Below are 17,250 nucleotides of genomic sequence, written 5' to 3'. Positions count from 1 at the left end.
TGGAGGATATATGAAGGATATAGAGGGATTCCACATATTGTGGACTGCTCCTTATTTTGAGAAAAGTAAAGATGACACTTACAGCATGCAGGATTATGAGCTTTTGACCATGATCCTGTCTGCTCTTATGTGGAGAAAAATGAATGGCCCTATCACACTTTACGGTGATGCAAGGGCCATTGATTATGTTGAGGGACAGGGATTGTCGCATATATGGAATGGCGGTATAAAAGAGATACAGGTTCCTGACAGCATATCCCCGGGAGTGTTCTGGGCTGCGGGCAAGCTGTATGCGCTTAAGGCGGCGCATATGCCGGCGGTCATGGTGGATCTGGACCTTATAGTGTGGAAGAATATAGGGGAATACATAGCGGGGACGGATATTTGTGCAATACACAGAGAAGGAATATATCCGGATGTATATCCCGGCAGGGACTTCTTCAATATGGACAGTTCGTACAGCTTTGATCCCCTGTGGAGCTGGGATGTTCCGCCGGTAAATACCTGTATGCTATATATGGCTAAGGAGCAATTTAAGAACTATTATGTGGACAGCTCCATACAATTTATGGAGAATTGTAGGGAGACTGAGGAAAATCTGTGCCACATGGTATTTGCGGAGCAGAGACTGCTTGCGATGTGTGCTGCGAGAAAGGGAAAGATCATTGCTTCATTTTTTCCTGAGGCGGCGGATATAGAGAGACAGGATGTGTTCACACATTTGTGGGGATATAAGAATATTCTGAAGTTTAACTATGGGAAAAGGGTTGAGTTTAACGGACGTCTCTGCGAGCGGATAGAGCGGGAGTTTCCGGAAGAGGCGGATGTTATAAGGGAGTTACATGTTTGTAGATAAAGTGCTGAAGAAGATACCCAGGGAGATATACATATATATACTGTGGGGAATTGTCGTGGGAGCGGTAAATCTTGGCTCCGCCTGGATATTTATGTACAAATGCGGGATAGAACCTGTCAGGGCCAACTTCCTGGCATGGATACTGTACAATTTTGTGTCATTCATAACAAATAGAAAATCGGTGTTCCACACTGTCGCAGAGACTGCGTGGGAGTTCATAAAAGAACTGGTGTCATTCTACGTGAGCAGGGTGTTCACACTGGTGGTGGAGGAGGGCCTGATTTATATACTGGTTGACAGGCTTCACCTGTGGGCGATGGGCATAAAGACGTTCACATCAGTGCTGGTGATATTCCTCAATTATTATATAAGCAAGAAGTTTATATTCAGAAAGATAAAGGAAAAACTGTAAGAGATATGTATAAATGCGAATGTTTATCGAAATTTTATAGAAAAACATGGACACAATTACTTCCAAACATTTGACAGTTGGAGTATAATTGAATGGTTAAATATGTATAAAAAGCAGAATAAGTAATGCAAGGAGATAAGTATGAAGAAGAGAGTAGTAATAACAGGCATAGGAGCCATAACTCCAGTCGGCAATACAGTTGACGAGTATTGGGATTCACTTAAGGAAGGAAAGCATGGCTTCGGACCTATTACACAGTTTGACGCTTCAGCATACAAGTGCAAGCTTGTCGGCGAGGTTAAGAACTTTGTAGCAAAGGACTACATTGATCCAAAGTCTGCAAGACGTATGGCTAGATTCACACAGTTTGCTGTGAAGGCAACCCAGGAGGCTATGGCAGATTCAGGACTTGATATGACAAAGGAAGATGCTTACAGAGTTGGTACATGTATTGGTTCAGGTGTTGGTTCACTTCAGGAGCTTGAGAACGCATATGGAACCATACTTACAAAGGGACCACTTCGTGTAAGTCCATTCGTAGTTCCTATGATGATCAGCAACATCGCAGCAGGTAACGTTGCGATCCAGTTTGGTCTCAAGGGCAAGAGTATAGATGTTGTAACAGCATGTGCTTCAGGAACAAACAGTATCGGTGAGGCATTCAGAACGATCCAGTACGGAGACACTGATGTCATGGTAGCCGGCGGATGTGAGGCAGCAGTTACACCTATCGGTATATCAACATTTGATTCACTTACAGCACTTACATCATCAACAGATCCAGACAGATGTTCTATTCCATTTGATAAGGACAGAAGCGGATTCGTTCTCGGTGAGGGTGCAGGTATTGTTATTCTTGAGGAGCTTGAGCACGCAAAGGCAAGAGGTGCAAAGATCTACGCAGAGCTTTCAGGTTACGGATGTTCAAGTGATGCACACCACATCACAGCACCTGAGGAGTCAGGTGAGGGACCAGCAGTTGCCATGACCAATGCGGTTAAGGATGCAGGACTTCCACTTGATGCGGTTCAGTACATCAATGCTCATGGTACAAGCACACATCTGAACGATCTTGTTGAGACACGTGCTATCAAGAAGGCATTTGGCGATCACGCAAAGGACATCAAGATCAATTCAACAAAGTCTATGACAGGACATCTTCTCGGTGCAGCAGGAGCCATCGAGTGTATTGCCTGTGTCAAGAGTATAGAGGAAGGTTATATCCACAGAACAAGAGGCCTTGTGGAGAGCGAGGAGGAGCTTGATCTGGATTATTGTAAGGAGCCATGCGAGATGGACGTTGATGTTGCGATCAGCAACTCACTTGGATTTGGCGGACACAATGCATGTATCGTCTTACAGAAGTATAAGGAGCAGTAAATATTATGTTATTTATCAAAAAAAAGGCAAAGGATGCCGAGATAATTGCAGCAAAGGCTGCAGAGGAGGCAAAGGCTGCTGAGGGAATTCAGGAAGCACCAAAGGTGGAGCTTGTAAAGTGCCCTAAGTGCGGAAGAGAAGTTGAGAAGGAAAGAGTGAAGAACGCAAAGTACATTTGTTATGAGTGCGGTTCTTACTTCAGAGTTAAGACCAAGAACAGAATAAGAATGGTCACAGATCCAAAGTCATTTGAGCCATGGTTTGAGGATATGCCAAGCTCAAATCCTCTTGGAACAGAGGGCTATGAGGATAAGGTTGCGGCTGCACAGGCCAAGACAAACCTCAAGGAGGCTGTTACTATAGGAAAGGCAACCATCAATGGTGAGCCTGCTGTAGTTGGTGTATGTGATGCAAGATTCCTCATGAGCAGCATGGGATATGTTGTGGGTGAGAAGATTGCCAGAGCTGTCGAGAAGGCTACAGAGGAGAAGCTTCCGGTATTCATGTTCTGCTGTTCAGGCGGTGCACGTATGCAGGAGGGAATCATTTCTCTGATGCAGATGGCCAAGACATCCGCTGCATTCAAGAAACATTCTGATGCAGGACTTCTGTATGTATCTATTCTTACAGATCCTACAACAGGTGGTGTTACAGCCAGCTTTGCAATGCTTGGAGATATTATCCTTGGAGAGCCAGGTGCGCTCGTAGGATTTGCAGGACCACGAGTTATCAAGCAGACTATTGGTCAGGAGCTTCCAGAGGGCTTCCAGAGATCAGAGTTCCTTGTTGAGCATGGTATCATAGATGGCATAATCACAAGAGACAAGATGAAGGACACAATGTATGATCTCATCGTCACACATAAGCAGAGACAGGGCTATGCTAACTTTGACAGTGCTGTTGAAGATGAGAAATTTGACATAAGCGAGATCCTCAAGGAGAGACTCAAGGATGACGAGCCTAAGACTCCGTGGGAGAAGCTCAGAGGTGCTCGTCAGATGAGCAGACCTTCAGGTTTCGACTATGTGAAGTATATATGCGATGATTTCCGTGAGATCCACGGAGATAGAACCATGAATGATGACAGAGCCATTGTGGGTGGTATCGGTCATATAGATGGACAGCCTGTAACAGTTATATCACAGGTCAAGGGAGCTTCCATGGCAGAGTGCATGGAGAGAAACTTTGGTATGCCTCTTCCTGATGGCTACAGAAAGGCTCTTCGTCTGATGAAGCAGGCTGAGAAGTTCGGCAGACCTATCATTACATTTGTAAATACACCGGGTGCGTTCTGTGGACTTGAGGCTGAGGAGCGAGGAATGGGTGAAGCCATAGCGAGAAATCTCTATGAGATGTCATCACTCAAGGTTCCTGTACTCTGTATCCTTATCGGAGAAGGCGGAAGCGGTGGAGCACTTGCCCTTGCAGTCGGCAATGAGGTATGGATGCTTGAGAATGCGACATACTCAATCCTTTCACCTGAGGGATATGCGTCTATCCTCTGGAAGGACAGCAACAGAGCTGAGGAGGCTGCAGAAGTTATGCAGATTACAGCGCAGGATCTCAAGAGACTGAACGTTATCGAGCAGGTCGTACCTGAGTACGGCGGAGCAGATGAGCAGTCAGTTCCATATATAGGCAAGTACCTTAAGATGAACATTAAGGAATTCCTCAAGAAGTATTCAGACAAGACTCCTGAGGAGATCGCACAGGACAGATACGACAGATTCAGAAATCTGTAGATCACAGATATACTATAGATGAAAGGCATTTCTCAAGTGAGAAATTTATCTCACGGGGAATGCCTTTTATTCATGCATATGTTGAAGTGATGGTGTTTTTTTGGTAAACTTTATGTATATGGCTGAAGATACAGCTTGAATTGGAGGAGCGTTTATGAAGAAACAGATAAAGGTTACTTTGATAGTTATCGTGGCCGCCATCATTGCGGCAGCAATCATATGGTACGTGATGTACCTGCGGGGCAAGGAGCAGGATTTGCTGACACCTGTGGGAACACGTGCAGAATTTATCGGTGATACAGACAAATATCCTACCATGCTTACAGCGAAGGGGACTCAGATCCTGAATGCAGACGGAGAACAGGTTGTTCTCAAGGGTGTGATGGTTCCAGAGTCGCGCAGTCTGTATGAGGAGAAGAAGTTTAATGAGGATTTCTACAAGGATGTATTTGCCAAGGGTGGTAATGCCATAAGGGTGCCAATAAGCCCTGTGGAGTACAAGAATGACGATTACTATATGTGGAGATATCTTGACCGCATAGTTACCTGGGCCGGAGAGAACGATAACTATGTTATTCTCGACTGGGATTATACAGGTAACCCGATAGATGGTTCCGGGGATGAGATGCCGGATCTCGACGAGAATCCGCTGGATTATTCTGCTGAATTCTGGAAGAACATTGCGGATTATTTCAAGAACACTCCAAATGTTATATTTGAGATATACAATGAGCCGGTTGGCATGAGTGATTCAGAGTGGAAGAGATGCGCGGAGAGCCTTATAGGAGTTATAAGGGATGCCGGCGCAAAGCAGCTTATAATCGTTGGAAGTCCGGATTACTGTTATGATCTCGGATGGCTTGACGAGCTCGGCGTGAAGAATGACAATACTGCGTTCTCTGTTCATGTTTATCCGGACAAGGTGTTCTGGCAGAAGTTCCTGTCGGGCTATGTGACAAGTTATCCTCTTATAGTGACAGAGTGGGGATATGCAGACGATGATATCGAGGTCAAGAATGAGAAGCTGAAGGGCACCAGAAATGTATTTGGAATAAAATTTACCAGATATCTGGAAAAGCATGATATAGGATGGATTGCAGTTGGATATGACGATACGGTGGAGCCATCCATGTTTACTAAGGGATATAAGAAACTCACAAAATGGGGCGAGTATGTGACTGAGCTGCTTGGAGACAAGGAAGAATAAAGAGAATAACGGATAAAAGGGAGAAAATATATAATGGCAATCAGAATATTAGGAACAGGAAGCTGCCTTGCGGAGAAAGAGGTATCAAATGATGAGCTTGCAAAGTATGTTGATACATCTGATGAGTGGATATCTTCAAGAACAGGTATAAAGAACAGAAGAATAGCTGTTAAGGAGACGACGACGAGCATGGCTGCTGAGGCTGCTGAGAGGGCACTTGAGATGGCAGGGAAGTCCGCAGAGAATGTGGAGCTTATAGTGCTTGCCACAGTCACTCCGGATTATTACACACCAAGCGGGGCGTGTCAGGTTCAGGCGGCTATAGGTGCGGATAAGGCGATTGCGTTTGATGTGAATGCGGCATGCTCGGGCTTTGTATTTGCCCTCAATGTTGCAAAGATGTATATAGAGACAGGGTTTGTGAAGAATGCTCTTGTAATAGGTTCGGAGACGCTGTCAAAGATACTTGACTGGAATGACAGAGGTACATGCGTATTGTTTGGAGATGGCGCAGGTGCCGCTTATATAGAGGAGTCTGACAAGGGAATCATAAGCATTGTCCAGGGTTCAATCGGCAAGAAGGGTATGGTGCTAAACTGCGAGAGCAGAAAGACCAACAATATATTTGTAAAAGATGAGATCAATCATGACTATCTGTATATGGATGGACAGGAGGTGTACAAGTTTGCGGTGAGACAGTGTCCTAAGTGCCTCCAGGAGGCTCTTGACAAGGCTGGAATGACCGTCGACGATGTGGATTACTTCGTACTCCACCAGGCAAATGTAAGAATTATTGAATCTGTTGCCAAGAGACTTAAGGCACCGCTTGAGAAGTTCCCTACGACTCTCGACTACACAGGAAATATGTCTGCGGCGAGTGTACCTGTACTTCTCGACCAGCTCGTGAGGGAGCACGGCCTGAAGCGCGGCGACAAGATCGCCATGTCGGCATTCGGCGCAGGGCTCACATACGGCGCTGTGGTTATGGAGTGGTAGAGGCTTTAACACCTGTAATTTTTGAGGGCGGAACGGAGCTCCTTGTAGTTTGGGAGTATTTTTTCTACCTCGGCCCAGAAAAGTGCGGAGTGGTTCATCTGCTTTCTGTGACACAGCTCGTGGACTACCACGTAGTCTATGATTTCGGGAGTGGTGTTCATCAGTGCACAGTTGAAATTCAGGTTACCGGAGGAGCTGCAGCTTCCCCAGCGGGTCTTCTGATGCCTGATGGTGATCCTTCCGTAGGTCACGCCTATTATCTGAGCAAAATGTTCTACACGTGAAGGAATATATATCCGAGCCTGTTCTGACAGTGCCTTTATATCGGCATCTGTCAGGGCAGTGCTTGGATTTTTTTCGTCTGACATATTGGAAATTCTTTTCTGCATGATTTCCAGATGGCTGCGGATCCAGTTTTGTCTGGAATCCACAAAGCTTTGGATCTGACTGTCGGTCATTCTGAGGGGCGCACGAACCTTTATGTTGAGGTCTCTGTCTATCTCGATACAGATAGATTTGCGCCTGCTCCTGACGACAGAATATTCGAATTTATCAGAATTGTTCATGGCATATTACCTGTCTTTGATAGGTACGTAGTCCTTAGGCTCTACAAGACTTGGATAAGCCGGACGCATTATCTTGTAGCTGTTGATCAGCTCCTCCATACGATGCGCACTCCATCCAACCACTCGGCCAATGGCAAATAGTGGTGTGTAGAGGGCGTAAGGGATCTTGAGCATCTTGTATAACAATCCGCAATAGTAATCTATGTTGATGCACACACCCTTGTAGATCTTGCGCTCCTCGGCAATGACCTCAGGTGCGATGCGCTCTATGAGCTCGTATAATTTGAATTCGTCCTTCTCGTGCTTCTCCTCGGCGAGCTTTTCTACATACTCCTTGATAATGACAGCTCTTGGATCTGACAGAGAGTATACAGGCTGGCCCATTCCGTATACCACGCCCGATTTGTCAAATGCTTCGCCGCGCACGATCTTCCTGATGTACTCACGGATCTGCTCCTCGTCCGTAATATCCTCGACATTGCAGTGTATGTTCTTCATCATCTCCATGACCTTGAGGTCTCCACCGCCGTTGAGCGGTCCTTTGAGTGAGCAGAGTGCTGCTGCGACTGTGGCGTATGTATCTGAGCCAGATGATGTAACAACACGTGTTGTAAACGTAGAGTTGCTTCCGCCTCCGTGTTCCATGTGGAGAACAAGGGCAAGATCGAGAACCTTTGCCTCAAGCTGTGTGTACTTTCTGTCTGAACGGAGCATGCTCAGGATATTCTCTGCAAATGAAAGCTCAGGATCCGGCTTGTGTATATAACAGCTCTTGCCAAGCTCATAATGTCTGTATCCCTGGAAAGAATATACAGCGAGTCTTGGGAATACACTTATTATCATAAGACACTGCTGAAGAACGTTGTCCAGAGATATATCCGTCTCAGACTTATCGTATGATCCGAGGGCAAGGATACTCTTGGTCATATTTGAAATGATATCCTTGGTAGGGTTCTTCATTATGACATCTTGTATAAAGTTGTGTGGAAGGTCGTATGCAAGGTTGAGGACCTGTTTGAACTTGGCAAGCTCATTCTCGTCCGGAAGCTTTCCAAACAGTAACAGATATGTACACTCCTCGAAACCGAATCGTCCTTCCTTTGTAAATCCGTCTATCAACTGGCGGATCTCGTAACCTCTGTAATATAATTCACCGTCAGCAGGAGTATGCTTTCCGTCCTCCATTGTATACGCCCGGCTTAGTGAAATGTTGGTGATGCCGGCATTTATTCCTATTCCATTCAGATCACGAAGTCCACGCTTTACGCCGTATTCCTCGTAGAGGTTGTTATCTATGGTATCGTTCTCAATACAGAGACCAAGACGCTCCTTCGTAAATGAACTAAGATTATTGATTGACATATATAATACTCCTTTCAGGTAAGTCTTCATTGAATTATCTCACTTATTTACAACTATTGCAATCCGAAATGATTGTATGGGTGTAAAATATTATGTATAATGTACTGAGAATAAAGTTAAGACAAATGTTTTAGGAGGTAATATAAATTGGCAGACAGACAGGATATGGGGCAGAATAAAGGGAGCGCAGGAGCTCATAAGGGAACTGTGAGCCGTGCAACAACGAGCAGTGTGAAAAAGACACAGCCGGGCAAGGGAGTAGCGTCAGGCAGTCGGTCAGCATCAGGCAGCCGTCCTGTGTCGGGAAATCGTCCGGCATCGGGCAGCCACTTATCATCGGCGAGTCGTCCGAAAAGTGCAACTGCGCAGGACAAAAGGCGCACAAGTACGGGACGTCCACTTGAAAAGTCGGTGAAGTCCGTGTCTTCAGGAAGCAAGACCAGGAGACCGGCGAATAGCAGATCGTCAACAGGTTCCGGTAAAAAATCCGCGCAGAGCAGAAATAAAAAGAAGCGATATGAGCTGAATACGAAAATGATGGTCGTGGCGGCTCTGGTGGTTGGAATAGTGCTTGCACTTGTGATCACGATGATCATGAGATCCAGCATGCTCAGGGTCAAGCAGATCCAGACGGATTATAATATGGGTGATATATTTGATATAACAAACTATATTGAGCCGGACAGCAATGATGCCAGGCTGGAATATGACAACTCAGAATTTGCACCGGATAAGCTTGGTAAGTACACCATCAAATATAAGATCAGACGTGGAAAGTTAAGCAAGACAAAAAAGGCTGTGATAAATGTTGTTGACGAGGTAAATCCATACATAGACGGCCCGGACGAGATAGACGTTTCTATGGGAACGGATATAAACTGGAGTGATTATTACAATGTCACAGATGAGGATCCGGATGTGCAGGATTCGCTTAAAGCTTCTCAGGATGTGGACACAAGCAAGGAGAGAACCGTAACAGTGACTCTCACAGCGGAGGACTGGGCAGGCAACAAGGCGTCCAGACAGATCACCGTAAATGTACTCAAGAGTAACTTTGATGAGTAGGGTGTGAACGAAATAAAATATATTGAAAAATGACAGAAAAAAGCTCAATGCTGACGGGGATGAAATCCGAAAGCATTGAGCTTTTTGATTTTAGTATTTTATGAGATAGGCGGCTTTCTCAGCTCTGCATCCAGCTCTGAGTTGTCAACCACTGTTGTCTTGGTCTTTTTAACCTTTTCCTTTTTCTTCTTCGATCTGCTCTTGTGTATGTTCTTGATGAGCATTACCACCAGAAGCAGGATAAGACCTATGCTTATGAGGACTACGGATAAACCGTATTTGTCCAGTATCTTGTCGATTATGTTGTAGCTTGACTTCTCCCACAGTCCATCCGCTTCAAGATCTGCCTGAACCTTTGAGAGGCAGTACTTTGTTCCGGTACACTTTGGTATACCCGGAAGTCTTGATGTGATGGCTGTAAGGTTGCTTGCCTGTTCGTCGGTTACATTGAAGTATGTATATGACAATGCCTCCTTACCTGTTGTGGTTATAGGATCGTCCAGACCGAGATTGATGAGATACCACTCTCCGCCGAGATAAACGGCATTCCATGCACAGTTGTTGATGTAACTCTCTTCTTTGAGCTGCTTCTGTGTGTCCATCGAGTCGTCCAGAAGATCTGAATTCTGTCCCTCAATGTACAGACATGGCACACCAACGTAATCCATAATGGCCTTGAAAGCCTTTGCATATCCGTAGGTGACTGCCGACTGATACTTGGAGTTGAACACGCCGTCTGCGGTGTATGCGTATATGTTGTCCTTGCTCTTAGATGTTGCATCTGAGGCATAATAAACTTTGTTGATGATCGAATTATGTATAAGATATACCTTCTCGTAATCCTTTGCGCTCTCATCCAGAGAAGCTGCATAATTCTTGACGGTCAGGTCAAAGTTGTTCTTGTATATGGAACGTGTATCTCCGTTGGCATACAGTGAATAGCACTCGATGGTGAGAGCTGTATATCTGAGTTCTCCCGAGGATTCCTGCTTGCACTGATAGCTGTCGGACATCCAGAAATACTCAGGATGATCGGCGAGCACAGCGTTGACGATCTGATCCATTCCATCGTTGCCGATAACTTCCCAGTCTTTGTTGCTGACCGACAATGTAAATGCTGTGTAATATCCGCCGTCCTGATAAGAAGCATTGGATGTCGACTCGTTGAATTTCTGAGCTGCATCGTTGATCTGCTTGTAGACGGTTCTGTACGCACTGTTGTCAAACTGGTCATAGAAATAAGTTCTGCCATCTATGGTATCGGTTTTGTTACTGCTGTCCTTATCATCTGTATCCGCCGCCTTTGCGACATATGGAGAAGATGATAATATCATGGTAAGCGTAAGCAGCAGTACAAGAAATTTTTTCTTCATAACTGGAACACACTCCTTCTTTTGCTTATGCAAAGCCCCTTTATATACTTCCTTCAATAATAACACATTATGGTTATTATTGCCAGAGAAAATGGGTTAAAGCGGTTGGATTTTGCTTCGCATATGTGTATAATAGTAAAAACCTGATGGTTAACGGATGGAAGGAGGAAACACATGGCTTCCAGTTGCGATATGTGTGCACACTATGTGTACGATGAAGAAGATGATTTTTATGAGTGCCTGGTGAATATGGATGAGGATGACTTTGCCAGATTTGTGGCAAGAGGCTACGACAATTGTCCGTATTTTCAGTTGGATGATGAATACAGGATAGTGAGACATCAGATGTGACGATTGAAGAAAAACGGGAGATGTGCAGCAGCGCGTCTCCCGTTTTTCTGGCAAATGATCAATGTGATCAGTTCTTTTCAAATGACTCCGCCAGCTCCGTGAGATACACATACCTCTCCAGAAGCTGATCCAGCTCTGATTCAAGCTGTTCCTTTTTCTGCGTGAGTTCGTTAAGCTTCACGAAATCTGATACAGAGTTGTTGATATCGGTCTCCGTCTGCTCTATCTCAGCTTCTTTCCGGGCGATGGTGTCCTCTATGGTGTCATATTCCCTCTGCTCATTGAAGGAGAACTTTTTCTTCACGGATGGATTCTGCGTTTTCTTTTTCTGGGCAGGTTCCTTGTCCGCTGTGCTGACACGCTCCGGCTTTGTCTGGGTATTTGCCCCTGCCGATGCGCTGTTGGCAAATGAACCGTGGGTCAGATAATAATCGGTATAACCGCCCTCAAACTGTGAGATCCCGCCGCAGCCGTCAAACACCAGAAGCTTTCTTATGACTCTGTCCAGAAAATATCTGTCGTGTGATACGACTATCAATATGCCCTGGAAGGAATCGAGATAGTCCTCAAGTATACACAGTGTGGAAATGTCCAGATCGTTGGTCGGCTCGTCAAGGATCAGTACATTTGGCGATGATACGAGAACCTTCAACAAATACAGTCTTCGCTTCTCGCCTCCTGAGAGCTTCTCTATGCGCTGGTGCTGCAGAGTGCCGTCAAATAAAAATCTCTCACACATGGTGGATGCTGACATGAGACCTTCGGTGGTCTGGATATACTCTGCGGTTTCTTTGACGTAGTCGAGTACCTTCATGTTGGGATCCAAGGCTTCATTTTCCTGAGAGAAATATCCTATCCTTACGGTGTCTCCGATCTCTATGGTTCCGCTGTCCGGCTTGGTGACACCGGTTATGAGCTTCATGAGCGTTGTCTTGCCACAGCCGTTTGGGCCAACAACACCTATCCTGTCAGTCCTCAGGAAGTTGTATGAGAAGTCCGTTATGACCGGACTTGGTCTGCCCGGCCAGGTCTTGGCTATATGGGAGAGCTCTATTGTTTTGTTTCCCAGCCGGCTCGCGATTGAGCTCATGGTAACCGACTGAGTTTCCTTTATAAGCTCCTCACTTGCAAGCTTCTCATATCTCTGGATATGGGCTTTCTGCTTTGTGCTTCTGGCTCTAGCACCTCTCTGCATCCATGCGATCTCCTTGCGCAGGATATTCTGATGTTTGTTCTGAGTGGCAAGTGCGATGTTCTCACGCTCTGCCTTCAGCATGAGATAGCCTTCGTAGTTGGTATTGTAGCTGTAGGTTTTGCCTTTGTCGATCTCTACTATGCGGTTGCACACCTTGTCAAGAAAGTATCTGTCGTGGGTGACCATGACCAGAGCGCCCTTGTAGTTGTTAAGGTAATCCTCCAGATATTCTGTCATATCGTTGTCGAGGTGGTTGGTGGGCTCGTCCAGAACAAGAATGTCACATCTTGACAGCAGTGCCGCAGCCAGAGCGACCTTTTTTCGCTGACCTCCTGAAAGTGTGCTCACCATGAGGCTGGTGTCGTCAAATCCGAGACGGTGAAGAAATGCCTTGGCATCACCCTCTATGCTCCATTTGTTCTCCTCGTCGACATTTGCAGTGATGACATAGTCGTATATGCTGACCTTCTCTGCGAAGTCGGGGGTTTGTGGAAGATATTTTATGACCACGTTGTTTCCCTTTGACAACTGTCCTGAATCACATTCGTCTATGCCGGCTATGATCTTGAGGAGTGTTGATTTACCCGTGCCGTTTACGCCTATGACACCGATCTTTTCTCCTGAATTTACTGAAAAGTCTGCGTCATCGAACAGAATCTTGTCAGTGTATGCTTTTGAAAATCCTTTTATTGTAAGTAGGTTCATATATGTTCTTATGGGGCTTTGTGCCCGCCCTTTCGTCAAAATGAGCCGTGAAAACGGCTTTGCATGTAAGTATTATTGTAATTGGGGAGAATTGACGAGTCAAGAAGCATATCATAATAGAAATACCATTTGAGAATAATTAAAAATAGACGAAAATATATAAGACCATGATCTCCACCCGACAGTATATTTGTAAAAAAACATTCCTGAATTTATACAACATGACTAAAAAATAACCTGAAAAGGCGCTTTAGGTTAATAAAAACAAGCCATTTGCACAAATTGGTTTACAAAATTACAATTTTGTAATTTGCAAATTATTCCAAAAAGTAGTATAAATTGAACATTGATTACGGACAGGAATGGAGGTAATTATCATGGAATCAACAAATATCAGGGTTAAGCTCAATTCAGTAGAGCAGGTAAGACAGTTTGTAGAGACAATGAGAAAATATGATGGAGACGTTGATGTATATTCATCCAACAGGAATTATCTTGTAGATGGCAAATCAATACTGGGAGTTTTTAGTCTTGGACTTGATCAGGAACTCACAGTAAAGTTCTATAACGGAGCGACAGAGTCGTTTATAAATACATTACAGCCATTTATGCTGGCTGCATAAGGAGTATTTATTACAATAATTTTCATAGCTAATTCGTGGTCTGTATGCATTGACACATTCGTTGATGGAGTGTTAGAATGTCCTTATAAATATTAAGAGATATTAGGGGGCGCAGCCAATGCAGATTACAGAGATGAAAGCTAAAGTTAACACTATGGATGACATCAAGAAGTTTGTTGCATACCTGAATCAGTTTCCAAATGATGTTGACGTTTCATCAGCTCAGTACGTCGTAGATGGAAAGTCAATCTTAGGTGTGTTCAGTTTAAATCTTGAGAAGCCACTTACAGTGAAATTTCATGGAGAAGTTGCACCAGAGCTTCAGGCAAAGCTTGATGAGTTTAAGTGCTAATTCTATAGGATACATAAGAAAGCTTAGAAAAGCAGGCTGCAGATTTTCTGCAAGCCTGCTTTTCCTATGCTGTGAGACAAGTGTCAGGAGGGATGATTATGATATACGAAGCGGATCAGGGGTTGGAATACCATATAAAGGTAAATGAGGATATGATAGGCCAGTATGTTATCATGCCGGGGGATCCTAAGAGATGTAAGGCGATAGCAGCGTATCTCGAAGATGCGGAGCTGGTGGCGGACAGCAGGGAATTTGTCACGTATACAGGCTATCTGGATGGAGAGAAGGTCAGTGTCACGTCCACAGGTATAGGCGGCCCGTCGGCGGCCATAGCCATGCAGGAGCTGGTGCACGCCGGTGCCCACACTTTTATCAGGGTTGGAACCTGTGGCGGTATGCAGACTGAGATCGTCGGCGGAGACGTGGTGATCGCCACGGGAGCTGTCAGGATGGAGGGCACGTCAAGAGAGTATGCGCCTATAGAGTACCCTGCGGTTGCGGATATAGATGTGGTGAATGCGCTCAGAGAGTCAGCAGGAGCACTTGGAGTGACGGCACACACAGGTGTGGTTCAGAGCAAGGACTCATTTTATGGACAGCATTCGCCGGGAATCATGCCGGTTGGATATGAGCTTATGAACAAATGGGAAGCGTGGAAGAAGATGGGCTGCAAGGCCTCTGAGATGGAATCTGCTGCATTGTTAATAGTTGGAGCGTTCCTGCGGGTCAGGGTCGGTGCGTGCTTCCTTGTGGTGGCGAATCAGGAGAGGGCTGCAGCCGGTCTCCCGAATCCTGAGGTACACGACACCGATAAAGCCATACGTGTGGCTATTGAAGCTGTGAAGAAGCTTATCAGAACTTGAATACACGACCTATGTCTGTCTTGTAGCTTTCAAGATAGTCAAGGATCTCATCTGAATTATCCATGACGGTATATATCTCGTTGGTCGCAGGCGTCATAAAGCCTTTGTCCGACGTCTCTTTGAGCATGGACAGAAGATGATCGTAGAATCCGTTCTGATTGAAAATTACGATTGCTTTGCCGTGGCGTCCGAGCTGCTTGAGCGTGAGGATCTCAAAGAATTCCTCGAGAGTGCCAATTCCGCCGGGCGTTACGATGAAAGCGTCTGCCTTATCTTCCATGATCTGTTTGCGCTCTCTCATGGTCTCAGTGGTTATCAGCTCGGAGACATTCTCAAACAGTATTCCGTCAACATTAAAGAATGAAGGAGTGACGCCTATTATGGTGCCATTTTCCTCGTATACACCCCTTGCCACTGCGCCCATGAGCCCATTTGCTCCAGCGCCGTACACAAGAGTGTGGCCTCTTTTGGCGATTTCCCTTCCTAAATATTCTGTTTCTTCTATATAAGATCTGTCAATGTCGTTGCTTGACGCGCCGTATACACATATATTCATAAAAACCTCCAATGTGACAATGCCAGGTATTCCTGAACTGCCGAAAAACCATTTATTAAACAGTATATAGAAGTAAATGATAATTTGGAAGAAATTATTTATAAAATAATGTAAAATCGCAAAAAAATGCGGAGCAGCCATAGGACTGCCCCGCAAAGGGAAAACATGAAAAGAATGATATGAGATTACAGAAGCTCAACAACTTTGCCCAGAACTGCGATCTCTTTTTCTTTTGCACCCATAAGGTACTTCTCAAATCTGTCCATACAGTCAACCTTGCCTGTGATGGAAGTCTTGATGAGAAGGTTTCTGGCGGTGAGCATGGTGTTCTCAACCTCCATATAATCATTCAGGATATCACCGTTGAATTCGATATATCCGTGATCCATCATGTACTTGAGTCTCTCCATCATGAGAACCTTGTGGTCATACAGGATGTGAAGAGCACGTATATCAAAGTCTGGATCCTCTGCTGAAAGCTGCTTGCCGATCTGCTTCAGAACCGCATCGTAGACATCAACCCCAAATACTGTGTCCTTAAAACGATTCCTCATCATACGGAAGTGATTCTTGGTATCCTTTGACTCAAGGTACTCGATGATGGTATCCTTGATATACTGTGTGTCGAGTTCGTAGTATGTATCAGCCAGATTCTTCTGGATCACGTATATTCCACGGCGTCCCTTGTAGTCGTCCTTGAAAATATGATCCTCCTGGGCTGTGATTGTGTCGTAGCCGTTTCTCACATCTGAGTATGATACTTTTGAGTAGGAATAATGCTCGCCAAATGTGAAATCTCCAACATAGAACTGCTGCTCCTCGTCGTCATATCCGTAGATGAAGAGCTCGTGTGGGAATTTGTAGTCGGCACCGGAATCGCAGAGGATCTTAGCCTCGTCAAATACTCCGTATACATATCCGCCCAGATTGATGGTCTTCTTGATGAAAGTGAGAATATCTCCGCAGTAGCTCTCTACCTGCTCCTTTGTCATGAGAGAGAAGAGAAGATAAGGACATTCCTTAAGTGAACTGCTTCCCGGCATCATATCTGCAAGAAGCATCTCATCTCCTGTGAAGATCTCTTCGATGTTGTAACATCTTAACTGTATATAATTGCTGAATATCCAATTCTTGGCTTTCTCGTCGTCCCCTATGATCGAGAAAAGTGTGGCATGCCACTGCCAGGATGTTATCATTGGATAGCTTATTGGCAAAATCTTTTTGCTCATGTGCTTATTACCTCCATTTCATATTAAGATTACGTGATGTTAGCTGACCTTGGCTGCTACAGCCTTGACTACATCGTTCATGTCATAGTAGAGACCAAGTGCAAGCTCAGAATCATCAAATTCAATGTTAAAAGCCTGCTCAAGTCCGACGATGAACTGAATGATGGAAACGGAATTCACGCCATATTCGGTGGTGAGTTCTGCAGTCATGTCCAGCTTGCCCGCATCTATGTCTGGAAGAATATCAGAAAAAACCTCCAATACTTTTTTTGTTAATGTGTCTTTGTCCATTTCAAACCTCCCATTCGTTTTGATATGTTACCAATGCACGTTACTTATATTTTAATGTGTTTGACAGTATTTTTCAATAAAATTATTCAATCCGTACAGAAATATTTGTGCATTTTTGTGTTAAAT

Annotated in this window: 18 protein-coding genes; 11 read left to right on the top strand and 7 right to left on the bottom strand. The window is 44.9% G+C overall.

The features are described 5' to 3' along the window. Positions 1-10 precede the first annotated feature (10 nt). The 6 genes from OCV54_RS00715 (at position 11) to OCV54_RS00690 (ending at position 6,593) form a co-directional block, all read left to right on the top strand. Complete coding sequence (locus OCV54_RS00715; protein WP_015534520.1) at positions 11-856, top strand: DUF6734 family protein; 846 nt, start codon at positions 11-13, stop codon at positions 854-856. Then, positions 843-1,268, top strand: a complete 426-nt coding sequence (locus OCV54_RS00710) for a GtrA family protein (protein WP_015534521.1) — start codon at positions 843-845, stop codon at positions 1,266-1,268. Before OCV54_RS00715 ends, OCV54_RS00710 begins: the two co-directional genes overlap by 14 nt. Positions 1,269-1,409: 141 nt before the next feature. Beyond that, entirely contained in the window at positions 1,410-2,648 is a 1,239-nt protein-coding gene (gene fabF / locus OCV54_RS00705) for a beta-ketoacyl-ACP synthase II (RefSeq protein ID WP_055222324.1), read from the top strand. Between the two features lie 5 nt (positions 2,649-2,653). After that, positions 2,654-4,390, top strand: coding sequence for an acetyl-CoA carboxylase carboxyl transferase subunit (locus tag OCV54_RS00700; RefSeq protein ID WP_015534523.1), 1,737 nt, complete (start codon positions 2,654-2,656; stop codon positions 4,388-4,390). 154 nt (positions 4,391-4,544) lie between these two features. Then, complete coding sequence (locus OCV54_RS00695; protein ID WP_055222323.1) at positions 4,545-5,597, top strand: glycoside hydrolase family 5 protein; 1,053 nt, start codon at positions 4,545-4,547, stop codon at positions 5,595-5,597. A gap of 33 nt (positions 5,598-5,630) precedes the next feature. Beyond that, complete coding sequence (locus tag OCV54_RS00690) at positions 5,631-6,593, top strand: beta-ketoacyl-ACP synthase III (RefSeq protein WP_055222322.1); 963 nt, start codon at positions 5,631-5,633, stop codon at positions 6,591-6,593. Between the two features lie 5 nt (positions 6,594-6,598). Here OCV54_RS00690 and OCV54_RS00685 read toward each other — a convergent pair whose 3' ends face one another. Both OCV54_RS00685 and OCV54_RS00680 read right to left on the bottom strand, forming a co-directional pair. Then, positions 6,599-7,159 carry a M48 family metallopeptidase gene (locus OCV54_RS00685; protein WP_055222321.1) on the bottom strand — a complete coding sequence of 187 codons (561 nt, stop codon included), beginning with the start codon at positions 7,157-7,159 and terminating at the stop codon, positions 6,599-6,601. Positions 7,160-7,165: 6 nt separating this feature from the next. Beyond that, a complete protein-coding gene (locus tag OCV54_RS00680) occupies positions 7,166-8,521 on the bottom strand; it encodes a citrate synthase (protein WP_055222320.1) in 1,356 nt (451 codons plus the stop codon). Positions 8,522-8,668: 147 nt separating this feature from the next. Between OCV54_RS00680 and OCV54_RS00675 the strand changes: the two genes are divergently transcribed. Further along, positions 8,669-9,586 carry an immunoglobulin-like domain-containing protein gene (locus OCV54_RS00675; RefSeq protein WP_022215983.1) on the top strand — a complete coding sequence of 306 codons (918 nt, stop codon included), beginning with the start codon at positions 8,669-8,671 and terminating at the stop codon, positions 9,584-9,586. A gap of 98 nt (positions 9,587-9,684) precedes the next feature. On the opposite strand, the gene OCV54_RS00670 is transcribed toward OCV54_RS00675, so the two are convergent. Further along, on the bottom strand, positions 9,685-10,959 hold the full coding sequence (locus OCV54_RS00670) for a transglutaminase domain-containing protein (protein ID WP_022215982.1): 1,275 nt from the start codon (positions 10,957-10,959) through the stop codon (positions 9,685-9,687). Positions 10,960-11,133: 174 nt separating this feature from the next. Between OCV54_RS00670 and OCV54_RS00665 the strand changes: the two genes are divergently transcribed. Next, on the top strand, positions 11,134-11,310 hold the full coding sequence (locus OCV54_RS00665) for a DUF6472 family protein (RefSeq protein ID WP_022215981.1): 177 nt from the start codon (positions 11,134-11,136) through the stop codon (positions 11,308-11,310). 67 nt (positions 11,311-11,377) lie between these two features. Here OCV54_RS00665 and OCV54_RS00660 read toward each other — a convergent pair whose 3' ends face one another. Then, complete coding sequence (locus tag OCV54_RS00660; RefSeq protein ID WP_055222319.1) at positions 11,378-13,210, bottom strand: ABC-F family ATP-binding cassette domain-containing protein; 1,833 nt, start codon at positions 13,208-13,210, stop codon at positions 11,378-11,380. A gap of 377 nt (positions 13,211-13,587) precedes the next feature. On the opposite strand from OCV54_RS00660, the gene OCV54_RS00655 reads away from it, so the two are divergent. The 3 genes from OCV54_RS00655 (at position 13,588) to udp (ending at position 15,048) form a co-directional block, all read left to right on the top strand. Beyond that, the gene (locus OCV54_RS00655; protein ID WP_015534531.1) at positions 13,588-13,833 is read left to right on the top strand and encodes an HPr family phosphocarrier protein; all 246 of its coding nucleotides are present in this window, start codon (positions 13,588-13,590) and stop codon (positions 13,831-13,833) included. Positions 13,834-13,966: 133 nt separating this feature from the next. Then, the gene (locus OCV54_RS00650; RefSeq protein WP_242849666.1) at positions 13,967-14,185 is read left to right on the top strand and encodes an HPr family phosphocarrier protein; all 219 of its coding nucleotides are present in this window, start codon (positions 13,967-13,969) and stop codon (positions 14,183-14,185) included. 98 nt (positions 14,186-14,283) lie between these two features. Continuing rightward, positions 14,284-15,048 (top strand): uridine phosphorylase, encoded by a 765-nt coding sequence (gene udp / locus OCV54_RS00645; RefSeq protein ID WP_055222318.1) that lies wholly within the window; start codon positions 14,284-14,286, stop codon positions 15,046-15,048. On the opposite strand, the gene OCV54_RS00640 is transcribed toward udp, so the two are convergent. The 3 genes from OCV54_RS00640 to OCV54_RS00630 form a co-directional block, all read right to left on the bottom strand. Further along, entirely contained in the window at positions 15,038-15,604 is a 567-nt protein-coding gene (locus tag OCV54_RS00640) for an LOG family protein (protein WP_015534534.1), read from the bottom strand. The genes udp and OCV54_RS00640 overlap by 11 nt on opposite strands. A gap of 185 nt (positions 15,605-15,789) precedes the next feature. After that, positions 15,790-16,833, bottom strand: coding sequence for a hypothetical protein (locus tag OCV54_RS00635; RefSeq protein WP_015534535.1), 1,044 nt, complete (start codon positions 16,831-16,833; stop codon positions 15,790-15,792). Positions 16,834-16,872: 39 nt separating this feature from the next. Continuing rightward, the gene (locus OCV54_RS00630) at positions 16,873-17,124 is read right to left on the bottom strand and encodes an acyl carrier protein (protein WP_015534536.1); all 252 of its coding nucleotides are present in this window, start codon (positions 17,122-17,124) and stop codon (positions 16,873-16,875) included. Positions 17,125-17,250: the final 126 nt, after the last annotated feature.

The organism is Coprococcus aceti (genome assembly GCF_025567285.1).
Lineage (GTDB): Bacteria > Bacillota > Clostridia > Lachnospirales > Lachnospiraceae > Coprococcus > Coprococcus aceti.
Note: the sequence above shows the minus strand (reverse complement) of the source record. Positions and strands in the feature narration are given on the sequence as shown.

Bases quoted from the DNA above. Each gene is read 5' to 3' on its own strand.
- OCV54_RS00715 (WP_015534520.1), top strand. From the start codon at position 11: ATGAAGGATATAGAGGGATTCCACATATTGTGGACTGCTCCTTATTTT.
- OCV54_RS00710 (WP_015534521.1), top strand. From the start codon at position 843: ATGTTTGTAGATAAAGTGCTGAAGAAGATACCCAGGGAGATATACATA.
- fabF (WP_055222324.1), top strand. From the start codon at position 1,410: ATGAAGAAGAGAGTAGTAATAACAGGCATAGGAGCCATAACTCCAGTC.
- OCV54_RS00700 (WP_015534523.1), top strand. From the start codon at position 2,654: ATGTTATTTATCAAAAAAAAGGCAAAGGATGCCGAGATAATTGCAGCA.
- OCV54_RS00695 (WP_055222323.1), top strand. From the start codon at position 4,545: ATGAAGAAACAGATAAAGGTTACTTTGATAGTTATCGTGGCCGCCATC.
- OCV54_RS00690 (WP_055222322.1), top strand. From the start codon at position 5,631: ATGGCAATCAGAATATTAGGAACAGGAAGCTGCCTTGCGGAGAAAGAG.
- OCV54_RS00685 (WP_055222321.1), bottom strand. From the start codon at position 7,159: ATGAACAATTCTGATAAATTCGAATATTCTGTCGTCAGGAGCAGGCGC.
- OCV54_RS00680 (WP_055222320.1), bottom strand. From the start codon at position 8,521: ATGTCAATCAATAATCTTAGTTCATTTACGAAGGAGCGTCTTGGTCTC.
- OCV54_RS00670 (WP_022215982.1), bottom strand. From the start codon at position 10,959: ATGAAGAAAAAATTTCTTGTACTGCTGCTTACGCTTACCATGATATTA.
- OCV54_RS00665 (WP_022215981.1), top strand. From the start codon at position 11,134: ATGGCTTCCAGTTGCGATATGTGTGCACACTATGTGTACGATGAAGAA.
- OCV54_RS00660 (WP_055222319.1), bottom strand. From the start codon at position 13,210: ATGAACCTACTTACAATAAAAGGATTTTCAAAAGCATACACTGACAAG.
- OCV54_RS00655 (WP_015534531.1), top strand. From the start codon at position 13,588: ATGGAATCAACAAATATCAGGGTTAAGCTCAATTCAGTAGAGCAGGTA.
- OCV54_RS00650 (WP_242849666.1), top strand. From the start codon at position 13,967: ATGAAAGCTAAAGTTAACACTATGGATGACATCAAGAAGTTTGTTGCA.
- udp (WP_055222318.1), top strand. From the start codon at position 14,284: ATGATATACGAAGCGGATCAGGGGTTGGAATACCATATAAAGGTAAAT.
- OCV54_RS00640 (WP_015534534.1), bottom strand. From the start codon at position 15,604: ATGAATATATGTGTATACGGCGCGTCAAGCAACGACATTGACAGATCT.
- OCV54_RS00635 (WP_015534535.1), bottom strand. From the start codon at position 16,833: ATGAGCAAAAAGATTTTGCCAATAAGCTATCCAATGATAACATCCTGG.
- OCV54_RS00630 (WP_015534536.1), bottom strand. From the start codon at position 17,124: ATGGACAAAGACACATTAACAAAAAAAGTATTGGAGGTTTTTTCTGAT.